General features: G+C 68.2%; 10 protein-coding genes. 7 read left to right on the top strand and 3 right to left on the bottom strand.

Going from position 1 to position 12,834, the window contains the following annotated elements:
* Positions 1-11: 11 nt before the first annotated feature.
* Both A5780_RS38280 and A5780_RS38275 read right to left on the bottom strand, forming a co-directional pair.
* Positions 12-1,478 carry an MFS transporter gene (locus A5780_RS38280; RefSeq protein ID WP_063010280.1) on the bottom strand — a complete coding sequence of 489 codons (1,467 nt, stop codon included), beginning with the start codon at positions 1,476-1,478 and terminating at the stop codon, positions 12-14.
* 188 nt (positions 1,479-1,666) lie between these two features.
* Positions 1,667-2,335 (bottom strand): FadR/GntR family transcriptional regulator, encoded by a 669-nt coding sequence (locus tag A5780_RS38275; protein ID WP_064904129.1) that lies wholly within the window; start codon positions 2,333-2,335, stop codon positions 1,667-1,669.
* A 65-nt stretch (positions 2,336-2,400) separates the two neighbouring features.
* On the opposite strand from A5780_RS38275, the gene A5780_RS38270 reads away from it, so the two are divergent.
* The 6 genes from A5780_RS38270 (at position 2,401) to A5780_RS38245 (ending at position 10,490) form a co-directional block, all read left to right on the top strand.
* The gene (locus tag A5780_RS38270) at positions 2,401-3,648 is read left to right on the top strand and encodes a CynX/NimT family MFS transporter (protein ID WP_231983226.1); all 1,248 of its coding nucleotides are present in this window, start codon (positions 2,401-2,403) and stop codon (positions 3,646-3,648) included.
* Between the two features lie 315 nt (positions 3,649-3,963).
* The gene (locus A5780_RS38265) at positions 3,964-5,442 is read left to right on the top strand and encodes a NarK/NasA family nitrate transporter (protein ID WP_227463199.1); all 1,479 of its coding nucleotides are present in this window, start codon (positions 3,964-3,966) and stop codon (positions 5,440-5,442) included.
* Between the two features lie 26 nt (positions 5,443-5,468).
* Complete coding sequence (nirB, locus tag A5780_RS38260; RefSeq protein WP_082976960.1) at positions 5,469-8,096, top strand: nitrite reductase large subunit NirB; 2,628 nt, start codon at positions 5,469-5,471, stop codon at positions 8,094-8,096.
* Between the two features lie 65 nt (positions 8,097-8,161).
* On the top strand, positions 8,162-8,554 hold the full coding sequence (gene nirD, locus A5780_RS38255; RefSeq protein WP_030515983.1) for a nitrite reductase small subunit NirD: 393 nt from the start codon (positions 8,162-8,164) through the stop codon (positions 8,552-8,554).
* Entirely contained in the window at positions 8,551-9,777 is a 1,227-nt protein-coding gene (locus tag A5780_RS38250) for a uroporphyrinogen-III synthase (protein WP_030515982.1), read from the top strand. The genes nirD and A5780_RS38250 overlap by 4 nt, the downstream gene beginning before the upstream one ends.
* On the top strand, positions 9,774-10,490 hold the full coding sequence (locus A5780_RS38245; RefSeq protein ID WP_064911462.1) for a sirohydrochlorin chelatase: 717 nt from the start codon (positions 9,774-9,776) through the stop codon (positions 10,488-10,490). Before A5780_RS38250 ends, A5780_RS38245 begins: the two co-directional genes overlap by 4 nt.
* A gap of 286 nt (positions 10,491-10,776) precedes the next feature.
* Here A5780_RS38245 and A5780_RS38240 read toward each other — a convergent pair whose 3' ends face one another.
* On the bottom strand, positions 10,777-11,841 hold the full coding sequence (locus A5780_RS38240) for an aldo/keto reductase (protein ID WP_064911461.1): 1,065 nt from the start codon (positions 11,839-11,841) through the stop codon (positions 10,777-10,779).
* A 117-nt stretch (positions 11,842-11,958) separates the two neighbouring features.
* Here A5780_RS38240 and A5780_RS38235 point away from each other — a divergent pair, with 117 nt between their 5' ends.
* On the top strand, positions 11,959-12,789 hold the full coding sequence (locus A5780_RS38235) for a helix-turn-helix domain-containing protein (protein WP_064911460.1): 831 nt from the start codon (positions 11,959-11,961) through the stop codon (positions 12,787-12,789).
* Positions 12,790-12,834: the final 45 nt, after the last annotated feature.

The raw sequence follows: 12,834 nt of genomic DNA, 5'->3' as shown, positions 1-12,834 counted from the left end.
GTGCGAGGGTCTCAGATGCCCGCGTGGGCCAGTGACGGTACCCGCCCGACGGCGAACGACGTGCGCAGATAGAACCACCAGGTGAGCCCGCCCATCATCAGGAAGGCGACGGCGTAGGCCCAGAAGGCCGGTGCCATCCCGCCGAAGTGGATGTTGGATTCCCGCAGCGCCTGCTGCAGCACCCACCCGCCGGCCGCGCCGACCGCGCCGACCACACCGATAGCCGCACCCGCCTGCCGCTTGGCCGCGGCCAGCGCGGTCGCCGGGTCCTGGCCGTGTTCGGCGGCGCGGCGCTTGGCCTCGGCGCCGAAGATCGAGGGGATCATGCGGTAGGTGGAGCCGTTGCCGATGCCCGACAGCACGAACAGCAGCAGAAACGAGATCAGATACAGCGGGAAGTTCTTCACCGAGAGCGCGGCCACGATCAGCGCGGTGGCGCCGGCCATACCGGCGAAGACGTAGACCGTGATCCGGGCGCCGGTGAACCGGTCCGCGATCCAGCCGCCGAACGGCCGGCTCAGCGATCCGACGAACGCGCCGAGGAAGGCGAGATTGCCGATCGTGGACATCCAGCCGATCTTCGCCAGGTCGGGGAAGGTGGATTTGAGCAGGGTGGGGAAGGCGAACGAGAAGCCGATGAACGATCCGAAGGTGCCGATGTAGAGCACCGCCATGATCCAGGTGTGCCGATTGGTCAGGGCCAGCCGATAGGAGCTGCCGTCGGATTTCGCGCCGGTGATCGAATCCATGTACCGCAGCGCGCCGAACATGGCGACGAGGATGAACGGAATCCACACCAGCACCGCGAGGGTGATGCCGAACCGGTAACCGGCCGGATCCTTGGCCATGAGATGGGTGCCGAGGGTGATGATCAGCGGCACCAGCAGCTGGGTCTGCGCGACGCCCATATTGCCGCCCGCGGCGTTGATTCCGAGCGCGGCGCCCTTCTTCCCCTCGGGATAGAAGAAATTGATATTCGCCATCGACGAGGAGAAATTGCCGCCACCCACGCCCGCGAGCGCGGCCAGCACCATGAACACCCAGAACGGCGTGCCGGGCTGATTGACGAAATAGACCAGGCCCAGCGTCGGCAGCAGCAACATTCCCGCGCTGAACACGGTGAACGCGCGGCCACCGAATTTCGGGATGGCGAAGGTGTAGGGCACGCGCAACGCGGCGCCGACGAGTGTGGGGGTGGAGGTGAGCAGTAGCGAATTGGCGACGGCGTCGGGGCCGCTCAGATAATGAAAGCCCGCCGAACCCATGGCGGTGACCACGCTGGCCCACAGCACCCAGACGCTGAATCCGAGATTCTCGGAGAAGACCGAGAAGGCGAGATTCTTACGGGCGGTGCGTTTTCCGCCGTTCTCCCAGAAGGTTTCGTTGTCGGGCTCCCAGTGATCGAGCCAGCGGCCGCGGGCTCGATAGTGGAAGTCGGGAGCGGCGGTGGCCGATATCGCGGCGTCGGTGGTAGTCATCGGCGCGTTCCTCTCGCTGGGGTGCGACCGCCCTCATCTCGGGGACCCTGAGGTGCGGGTCCGGCGGTCGCATCCACGGTAGGAAGGCGAAATTACGTCCGATTCACGCTCCGTGACGTTCGCAGCAACACTCGCTCACCCCGCGACCGGCGCCACGGTGACGAATCGTTTACCTGCGGCGGAATCCGTCACCGTTCGGGGTATTCGGCGATGAGCGAGCCGAGGAAGCAGTTGGCGGCGCGAGCGGCCCGATCGGAGTCGCCGTCGATCACGGCGTGGACCAGCTCGGCGTGTTCGTCGTGATACTGGTTGCCGTATTTGGTTGTGCGGGAACGGATCACGTCCTCGATCACCGGCAGCAGCGAATCGTAGAACTCGAGGTAGACGGTGTTGTGGCTGGCCGCGACGATCGCGCGGTGCAGGGCCACGTCCGCGTCGACCGCCGCGGTGCTGTCGGTATCCCAGACCTGGCTGCGCCGGTCGAGCAAGCGCAGCAGGGTCCGCACGTCGTTGTCGTCGCGGCGCTGCGCGGCCAGCCGGGCGGCCTGTACGTCGAGGGCCTGGCGCAGTTCCAGGACGTCGCGTTCCACGGCGTCGGCGAAGTATTTGGTGAGGGTGCCGCCCAGATCGGACGCGGCGATGACGTAGGTGCCCGAACCCTGCCGGCGTTCGAGCATGCCGGCGTGTACGAGCGCCTGCACCGCTTCGCGCACGGTATTGCGGCCGGTGCCGGTCAATTCGGTGAGTTCCGGCTCGGTCGGGATGCGAGAGCCGATCGGCCAACGCCCCGAACGGATTTCAGCGCGCAGCTGTTCGGTGACCTGAGCGATGAGGCTGGTGCGCCGGACTGGTTGCACGGCCAACAGAGTACCCCTCCTCACATTTGTTGCTCGCTTTCATCCAATCATCCTATGATTTCTCGGTGACGGTTACCAATCTGCAGTCGACTACCGACATCCGGCGCCGCGGCCTGGCCGAGGGCCGGATTCTCGTCCTGGTCGCGATCGTCGTCTCGGCGCTCACGCTGCGTGTGGCGGTCACCGCCTTCACCCCGCTCGCCGAGCGGATCGGCGCCGATATCGGCTATTCCACGGCCATCGTCGGTGTCTTCGGCATGATCCCGACCGCCATGTTCGCGCTGGCCGGATTGATCACCCCGATCTTCGTGCGCCGGCTGGGCCTGGAACGCACCGCGCTGGTCGCCATGTGCATGGCCGGAGCTGGGCAGCTCACCCGGGCGCTGGTGCCCGACACCTGGGAGTTGCTGAGCCTGTCCGCGCTGGCGCTGGCCGGTATGGGCATCGGCAACGTCGTGATTCCGCCGCTGGTCAAGCGCTATTTCGCCGATCGGCTGGCGGTGCTGAGCTCGGTGTACATCACGATGGTGCAGATCGGCACCGTGGTGCCGGCGCTGATCGCGGTCCCGGTCGCGGACGCGGCCGGCTGGCGGGTCTCGCTCGGGTTGTGGGCGCTGCTCGGTTTCGCGGCCGCGGTGCCGTGGCTGGGTGTGCTGCGCGAGCGGCGCGGCCGCGATCGTGTGGACACCACCGCGCTCGCCGACGTGCCGGGCGAACAGCCCGCGCGCGCCGGGAACATCCGGCGTTCGCCGCTGGCGTGGGGGATGGCCGCGATGTTCGGTATGACCTCGTTGATCACCTATTCCATGTTCACCTGGCTGCCCAAGATTCTCGCCGATGCGGGCGCCGACGCGGCCTACGGCGGCACGATGGTCGCCTTCTTCTCCTTCATCGGTTTGGCGGCCGCGCTGACCGCGCCCTCCTTCACCGCCCGTATCCGCAATCCGTTTCCGGTCGTGATCGTCTGCGCCATCGCGTTTTTCGCCGCCTTCGCCGGACTGCTCATCGCGCCGATGAGTGCGCCCTGGCTGTGGGTGCTGCTGCTGGGCATGGGACCGAGCACCTTCCCGATGGCGCTCACGCTGATCAATCTGCGGACCCGCACCCAGGCCGGTTCGGCGGCGCTGTCCGGCTTCACCCAGGGCATCGGCTACACCGTCGCGTGTGTGGGCCCGCTGCTGTTCGGTGTGCTGCACAGTGCGGTCGGCGGGTGGGGCGCGCCCTTCGCGCTGCTGGCGGTTGCCGTCCTGGTGCTCGTGGCCGGTGCCTGGCAGGCGTGCAAGCCGCGCATGCTCGAGGACACCTGGCACTGATCGGCGTCGGGGCCGCGACCTTTCGGCAATTTCACCGCTCGGGTTGCGCCGCGGTGAGCTTCTGTCCATGATGTGAGCCGACGCCCGACTATTGTGGCCCGGACCACTCGCCGGCATCGACCTCACCGAGTTCGTGTGTGAGCGTCGGTACTTTGTGACGCACGGAAACCGTTGTGTCATATGGGCGAAACAATGCCCCGGTTCTCACCGGTAATTCGCCGAATTCGTGAGCAACCGTTGATTTGCGCGTCATGTGGCGCAGCATCGCGGCAATACCCGTTTCCTACCTTGGGGCCAACCGGATTTCAGGAGGCCCTGTTGAGCACGCTGACGCGTAACCACGACATCGAGCAGTGGGATGCCGAGGATGTCGCGGCCTGGGAGGCCGGCGGCAAGAACATCGCCCGTCGCAATCTGATCTGGTCGGTCGTCGCCGAACATGTCGGATTCTCGGTGTGGTCGATCTGGTCGGTGATGGTGCTGTTCATGCCGACGGACAAGTTCGGCATCGACGCCGCCGGAAAGTTCTTCCTCGTCGCCATGCCGACGCTGGTCGGCGGCATCCTGCGCATTCCCTACACCGTCGCCACCGCGCGCTTCGGCGGCCGCAACTGGACGATCTTCAGCGCGCTGATGCTGCTGGTCCCGACGCTGCTGACGCTGTACTTCATCAACCAGCCGGGCACGTCTTACACCACGTTCATGGTGGTGGCGGCGTTCGCCGGCCTGGGCGGCGGCAACTTCGCCTCCTCTATGACCAATATCAACGCCTTCTACCCGCAGCGGCTCAAGGGCTGGGCGTTGGGCATGAACGCCGGCGGCGGCAATATCGGCGTCCCGGTGATCCAGCTGATCGGCCTGCTGGTGATCGCCACGCTCGGCAATTCGTACGCGTCGGTCGTCTGCCTGGTGTACCTCGCGTTCATCGCGATCGCCGGACTCGGCGCCGCGCTCTACATGGACAATCTGCGCAATCAGAAGGCCGACCTGGGCTACATGCTGGAGTCGCTGAAGGTTCCGCAGTCCTGGGCGATCGCCTTCCTGTACATCGGGACCTTCGGCTCGTTCATCGGCTTCAGCTTCGCCTTCGGCCAGATCCTGCAGATCGGCTTCAAGGCCGGGGGTGATTCGGCCGCCCAGGCGAGTCTGCACGCCGCGCAGATCGCCTTCATCGGCCCGCTGCTGGGTTCGCTGGCCCGCCCCTACGGCGGCAAGATGGCCGACCGCTTCGGCGGCAGCCGCGTCACGCTGGCCGGGTTCGCCGGAATGATGGTCGCGGCGGTCGTGGTCGCGGTGTCCAGTGTGGCCGCCGACCACAACGGCGGCGTGGCCTCGGGGGCGACCATGGTCGCCCTGGTCTGCGGATTCATCGCCCTCTTCGTGCTCTCGGGAATCGGCAACGGATCGGTCACCAAGATCATCCCGTCGGTGTTCGACGCGAAGTCCAAGAGCCTCCCGGTGAGCCCCGCGGAGCAGGCCGCCTGGTCGCGCAACACCTCGGGCGCGCTGATCGGCTTCGTCGGCGCGATCGGCGCCCTGGGTGGGGTGGCCATCAACCTGGTGCTGCGCTCCTCCTATGCCTCCACCAATTCCGCCACCACCGCGTTCTGGGTGTTCCTGGGCTTCTACGTCGTCTGCGCGACCGTCGTCTGGTCGGTCTTCCTGCGTCGGCCCGGAATGCGTTCGCCGCGAAGCGGTTCCGGTGTCGTCGCCGAGGCGGAGGCCCTGGTGCTCGAGGCCGAACGGTCGCCGGAAACCGATACCACCCAGTCCACCACCTCGGCTCGCGCCTGACCATCGGAAAGCATCGGAGGACAGTCATGAACACGACAGTCGAACCCACGCAGCGCAAGACCGTGGTGGTCGTCGGCCACGGCATGGTCGGGCACCGGTTCGTGGAGGCGCTGCGCTCCCGCGACGAGGCCGGGCGCTGGCAGATCGTGGTGCTGAGCGAGGAGTCGCAGGCCGCCTACGATCGCGTCGGCCTGTCGTCCTACGTCGGCGCCTGGGAGAAGAGCGCGCTCGCCCTGCCCGGCAACGAATACGCCGGCGACGCGCTGGTGGATCTGCGCCTCGGCGTGCGCGCCGACGAGATCGACCGCGCCGCGCGCAAGGTGACCACCTCCTCCGGTGACGTGATCGGTTACGACGCACTGGTTCTCGCGACCGGATCGTATGCCTTCGTGCCGCCGGTACCGGGCCACGACCGCCCCGAATGTTTCGTCTACCGCACCCTCGAGGACCTCGACGGCATCCGCGCCGCGGCGCAGAAAGCGGGCCCCGGTGCGGTCGGTGTCGTCGTCGGCGGTGGTCTCCTCGGTCTGGAGGCGGCGAATGCCCTGCGGCTCATGGGAATGACGCCGCACGTCGTCGAGTTCGCGCCGCGGCTGATGCCGGTGCAGGTCGACGAGGGTGGCGGCGCGATCCTCGAGAAGCTGGTCACCGATCTGGGCCTGCACGTGCACACCGGGGTCGGCACCTCGGCCATCGAACCCGCCGAAGACGGTGCGGGCCTGCGGGTTTCGCTGTCAGACGAGTCGGTGATCGACGCCTCGCTGGTGGTGTTCTCCGCCGGTGTGCGCCCGCGCGATCAGATCGCCCGTGATGCCGGACTCGAGATCGGGCCGCGCGGTGGTGCGCTCACCGACCTGGGCATGGTCACCTCCGACCCCAACATCTACGCCGTCGGCGAGGTCGCGGCCGTGGAGGGCACCTGCTACGGCCTGGTCGCCCCCGGTTACACCACCGCCGAGATCGTCGCGGACCGGTTGCTCGGCGGCGCCGGCGAATTCCCGGGCGCCGACCTGTCGACCAAGCTGAAACTGCTCGGTGTGGACGTGGCCAGCTTCGGTGACGCCCACGCCACCACCGAGGGCGCGCTGTCGGTGGTGCTGCACGACGCCGCCAAGGGCACCTACGCCAAGCTGGTGATCTCCGACGACGCCAAGACGCTGCTGGGCGGCATCCTGGTCGGTGACGCCTCGCAGTACGCGGCGCTGCGCCCGCTGGTCGGCAGCGAACTGCCCGCCGAACCGGCCGCGCTCATCTCGCCCGCGGGCGCCGAACTGGGCGCCGACGCCCTGCCCGATGAGGCCCAGATCTGCTCCTGCAACAACGTGTCCAAAGGGGCCATCGTCGGAGCCATTCACGAAGGCGCCTGCGATATCGCCGGCGTCAAGAGCTGCACCTCCGCCGGAACCTCCTGCGGCGGTTGCGTTCCCATGATCAAGAAGTTGCTCGAGCAGTCCGGCGTGGAGATGTCGAAGGCGCTGTGCGAGCACTTCACCCAATCGCGGTCCGAACTGTTCCAGATCGTGCAGGTGACCGGCATCCGCACCTTCTCGGAACTGATCGCCAAGCACGGCACCGGAATCGGCTGCGATATCTGCAAGCCGACCGTCGCCTCCATCCTGGCCTCGACCTCGAGCGACCACATCCTCGACGGTGAGCAGTCCGCGCTGCAGGACACCAACGACCACTTCCTGGCCAACCTGCAGAAGAACGGCACCTATTCGGTGGTGCCGCGGATGCCCGGCGGTGAGGTGACGCCCGAGCAGCTGATCGAAATCGGGCAGATCGCCAAGGATTTCGGCCTCTACGTCAAGGTCACCGGTGGTCAGCGCATCGACCTGTTCGGCGCGCGGGTCGAGCAGCTGCCGCAGATCTGGCAGCGACTGGTCGACAAGGGGATGGAATCCGGCCACGCCTACGGCAAATCGCTGCGCACCGTGAAGAGCTGCGTGGGTTCCACCTGGTGCCGCTACGGCCAGCAGGATTCGGTCGGCATGGCGGTGCTGCTGGAGAAGCGTTACCGCGGACTGCGCTCGCCGCACAAGCTGAAGCTGGCGGTCTCGGGCTGTGCCCGCGAATGCGCCGAGGCGCGCGGTAAGGATGTCGGCGTCATCGCCACCGAGAACGGCTGGAACCTCTACGTCGGCGGCAACGGCGGCCTGACTCCCAAGCACGCGGTGCTGCTGGCCGGCGACCTCGACGACGAGACGCTGATCCGCTACATCGACCGCTATCTGATGTTCTACATCCGCACCGCCGACCGGCTGCAGCGGACCGCGCCGTGGCAGGAATCACTCGAGGGCGGCATCGAACATCTGAAGCAGGTCGTGTGCGAGGACTCGCTCGGCATCGCCGCCGAACTGGAGGAGAGCATGGCCCGCCACGTGGCCGGCTACAAGGACGAATGGGCCGCGGTACTGGAGGATCCCGCGAAGCTCTCGCGCTTCGTCACCTTCGTCAACGCGCCCGAGGAGGCCGATCCGACGATCGCCTTCGACGAGAGCGGGGAGCGCAAGACGCCGGTTCTGCTCGGTATGCCCGACGTGCCCGGAGGCGGCAGCCTGCGTAACCACGGAGGGCACCGGGCAGGCCGCGATGGACACGGTATGCCCGAACTTCCCGCCATACCGGCCGCAACTGCCACGCCCGGGAAATAGCCACGTAATCGTGCGGAAACAGGACACCGGTACCTATTAGGTAAGGCGTTCGGAGGAGATTACCGATGACCGTTATCGACACGCCGGGCTTCGCACCGGCAACCACCACCGGCTGGACCTCGGCCTGCCGGCTCGATTATCTGATCCCCGGCCGCGGCGTGGCGGTGCTACTGAGAGGCGGACGGCAGGCCGCGCTCTTCCTGCTGCCCGACGGCACGCTGTATGCCGTCGGCAATATCGATCCGTTCGGGCGGGCGGCGGTCATGTCGCGCGGCATCGTCGGTGACCGCGCCGGTGTGCCGGTCGTCGCGTCGCCGCTGCTGAAGCAGGCGTTCTCCCTGCTGGACGGCCATTGCCTCGAGGACGACTCGGTCGCACTGCCCGTCTACGGCGTGCGCGTCGTCGACGGGGTCGTCGCGGTGTCCAACGAACCGGTGCAGTACGGCGGTACGCCGTGAGCGAAGCGCGACCCACCGAATTGAAACCCCTGGACGGCTTCACCATCGGTGTGACGGCCGCCCGCCGGGCCGACGAACTGGCTACGCTGTTGAGTCGCCGAGGCGCGAATATCGTTTCCGCCCCGGCGATTCGCATCATCCCGCTGTCCGACGACACCGAGCTGGAGCGGGTCACCCGGCAGTTGGTCGCTGATCCGCCGCAGATCGCCGTCGCCACCACCGGCATCGGATTCCGCGGCTGGATGGAGGCGGCCGAAGGTTGGGGTCTGGCCGAAAACCTCCGGGAGACACTGGCTTCCACGCGATTGCTGGCCCGTGGTCCCAAGGCCAAGGGAGCGATCCGCGCCGCCGAATTGCGCGAGGAATGGTCGCCGGCCTCCGAATCGTCGGCCGAGGTGCTCGATCACCTGCTGGCGGCGGGTGTCGAGGGCGTGCGCATCGCGGTGCAGTTGCACGGTGCGACCACCGAATGGGAACCGGTACCCGACTTCTGTGAAGTACTGCGTTGCGCCGGAGCCGATGTCGTGCCGGTGCCGGTGTACCGCTGGGTGCCACCGGACGACCGCGTGCCGATGGACCGCCTGATCGAGGGCGTGGTCACCTCGGCACTGGATTGCGTCACGTTCACCAGCGCGCCCGCGGTGGCCTCGATGCTGATGCGGGCCAAGGAAACCGGGCTGCTCGAGGGCGTCCTGCAGGCGATGCGTTCCCGCGTGCTGCCGGCGTGTGTCGGCCCGATCACCGCCGCGCCGCTCGAGGAACTCGGAGTGCCGACGTCCATGCCGGGCCGGGCGCGCCTCGGGGCGCTGGCCCGCCACGTCGCCGAGGAACTTCCCCGGCGCGCCAATCGAATTCACGCCGCCGGGCACGAATTGAGCGTGCGCGGCGGCTGTGTCGTGGTCGACGGTTCGGTGCGCCAGCTCGCTCCCGCGCCGATGGCGTTGATGCGGGCACTGGCCCGCCAGCCCGGCCGGGTGGTGTCGCGGGAGGATCTGCTGGCGGCGCTGCCCGGTGGCGGTGACGACACCCACGCGGTGGAGACCGGAATCGCCCGTCTCCGTGCGGGTCTCGGTACGCCGAAGGCGATCCAGACGGTGGTCAAGCGCGGTTATCGGCTCGCCCTCGACCCCGCCGAATGCGTCGACAACAACACCCGCCCGCCGGTGGGCTACGCCCCCTCGCTGCGTCCGCAGCGACCCGCGCCCATGGCGGGGGTCTGGTGAGCGCCCCCGCGCTGGTGCTGGTGGCGCACGGCACCCGCAGTGCGACAGGGGTGCAGATGATCGCCGCGGTGGCCGACGCGATGCGTGCGGAGCTGGGACGTACCGGTGCCGACGTGCCGGTGCGGACCGCCTTCGTCGACGTGCTCGGCCCCACACCCGCCGAGGTGCTGCGCGAGCTGAAGGGTGTTCCGGCCGTGGTGGTTCCGGCCTTCCTCGCCTCCGGATATCACGTCTACCAGGATGTTCCGCGCGAGGTGCGCGACAGCGGGCATCCGGATGTGGTGGTGACCCCCGCGATGGGCCCGGACCCGATGCTGGCCCGGGTGATGCGGATGCGGTTGCATGAGGCCGGGATGCGTTCCGGCGATGCGGTGGTCTTCGCGGCGGCCGGATCCTCCGACGCGCGTGCACGCCACGATGTGCGGCGGGCGACGGCCATGCTGGCGGAGGAGCTGGGCGTCGCGGTTCGTACGGCCTGTATCGCAACCGGTGAGCCAAGGGTGCCGGAAGTCGTTGCCGCGCTGCGAGAATCCGGCGCGCAGCGGGTGTTCGTCGGCTCGTACCTCTTGGCACACGGACTGTTCCAGCAACGCTTGCGCGAGGCGGGTGCCGACGGAGTCGCCGAACCGCTCGGCGCACATCCGGCGGTGGTGCGCCTGCTGGTCGACCGATACCGCGCCGCGGCAGCCGAATTCCTCACCACCGCCGCCTGATTCGCCGAGAAACACAGTTACGGCGACGCGGAGGTTCCGGGCGCCGCATCGGACGCCGGGACCATCGGCGAAGCCCCGTCGCCGCGGCACCTGCATGCCGGTAGGACGCGAGGCTATTCGGAATCGGGGAGGTCCCTGTTGGGTGCGCAGTTCGCGCGCAGTCCGCGTATGACCCCGCGGGGCCAGGTGCGGCCCGGTGCGCGGCCTGCGTGGGGGGTCACGCCGCTGCCCGGCCCGGGCCCCGCGGCCGGTGTGGTGGCCGGACCGCAGGGGCACGGCGTACGAGTCAGGCGCGCAGGACGACCGTCAGGTCGCCATTGATCACCGTATCGGTCATCGCGCGGGCGAGCATATTGTGCGGGAATCCGGGTTCGACGGCACTGGCCGCGTCCAGTCGATCCAGGTGTGCCGCATCGAATTCCACATCCAGCGCGCCCAGATTGTCGCTGAGCTGAGCCGGGGTGCGGGCACCGATGATGGGGGCGGTCACCGCCGGATTCCGCAGCGTCCACGCCAGTGCGGTCTGCGCCGGCGTCCGGTCCAGTTCCGCCGCGACCTCCTTCACCACTTCGGCGATCGCCAGGCCCCGCGCGGTCAGCGAACCGTTGGCCAGCGCGACGTTCTTGCGGCTGCCCTCCGGCGATCCCGCCGCCGAGGCGTCCAGATCGGCCGCGCTGTACTTGCCGGTCAGGACACCGCTGCCGAGCGGCGACCACGGAATCACCCCGAGCCCCAGTTCCCGCGCCATGGGGAACAGGTCGTGTTCCACGGTGCGTTCGATCAGGCTGTATTCCACCTGCAGCGCCACCAGCGGAGACCAGCCGCGCAGGTCGGCGATGGTCTGCATGCGGGCCACCTGCCAGGCCGGGGTGTCGGAGATGGCGACGTAGAGCACCTTGCCCTGCCGGACCAAGTCGTCCATCCCGCGCAGCACCTCCTCGACCGGCGTGGTGAAGTCCCAGGCGTGCAGGTACAGCAGATCGATGTAGTCGGTGTTCAGATTGCGCAGGCTGGCCTCCACCGAGGCGAACATCGACTTGCGGTTGTTGCCACCGGAGTTCGGGTCGCCGGGCCGCCGCAGCATGGTGTATTTCGTTGCCAGGACCAGGCTTTCGCGATTGTCGCGCGTGAATTCGCCGAGCAGCCGCTCGGAACTGCCGTTGGTGTAGACGCTGGCGGTATCGATGAAATTGCCGCCGCGCGAGACGTAGTCGTCGAACAGTTTGCGCGCCTCGTCGCGCTCGGCGCCCCAGCCCCAGTCGGCCCCGAAGGTCATGGTGCCCAGCGCGAGCGGGGAGACCCGCAGCCCGGACCGGCCGAGCAGCCGATAGGTGTCGAGAGTGAGCGCCATATCTTCCTCCTGTGTGGATTCGATCTCGACGGCAAGTCTGCGCGGCCGGGACGGGCGCGGTAAGGGAAGGTTTTTCCTGGGATCGCCGGTACCAGCCTCGTCGTAGGATCGACAGCGATGACCGGCACCGTGGAAGCGACACAGGAACTGGGGGCCTTTCTGCGCACCCGGCGCGAACGACTGGATCCGAGTGATTTCGGCCTGCCGCTGCGCCGCCGTTCCCGCCGCACCCCGGGCCTGCGCCGGGAGGAGGTCGCCGATCTGGCCGGTGTGAGCACCGACTACATCGTGCGGCTGGAACAGGGGCGCGGACTGCGGCCCTCGCCGGAGGTGCTCGACGCGCTCGCGCAGGCCCTGCGCCTGGCTCCCGACGAACGCATGTACCTGTTCGATCTGGCCCGGCAGCGGCCACCGGACGACGGCAAGCCGGCGACCACGGCCTCACCGGAGCTGGCCCGGCTGGTCGCGGATCTGGCGCCGCTCCCGGCGATGGTGCTCAACCACCGCTACGACATCCTGGCCTGGAACCGCGAGATGTCGCGGCTGCTACTCGATTTCGACACGCTGCCGCCCCGGCATCGCAACTCCATGTGGCTGTGCCTGCTCTATCCGGGGATGGGCGATTTCTACGCCGACCGCGAACGAACCGTGCGCGAGGGCATCGCGGGACTGCGCGCCGCCTGGGCCGCCCACCCGGACGATCGCGTCCTGGCCGACCTCATCGACGAATTCCGCACGGGCAGTGCCGAATTCGCCGAACTGTGGGAGCGCAGAGATGTGCGGGTGCAGGGCCGGGGCCGCAAGACGATGCACCACCCTCGGGTGGGTGCGGTCACCGTCGCCTACGAAGCGCTGATGCCGCTGCAGGATCCCGATCAGCGGCTGATCATCTACCGCGCCGCCGACGAATCGAGTCAGGCGGCGCTGGATCGGCTCGCCGCCGAGTAGGACCGGCGAAAACAGATCTCGAGAAGATTCGCGAACTGTGTCGAA

This window comes from Nocardia sp. 852002-20019_SCH5090214, assembly GCF_001665865.1.
Lineage (GTDB): Bacteria > Actinomycetota > Actinomycetes > Mycobacteriales > Mycobacteriaceae > Nocardia > Nocardia nova.
This window is presented reverse-complemented; position numbering and strand designations above follow the sequence as displayed.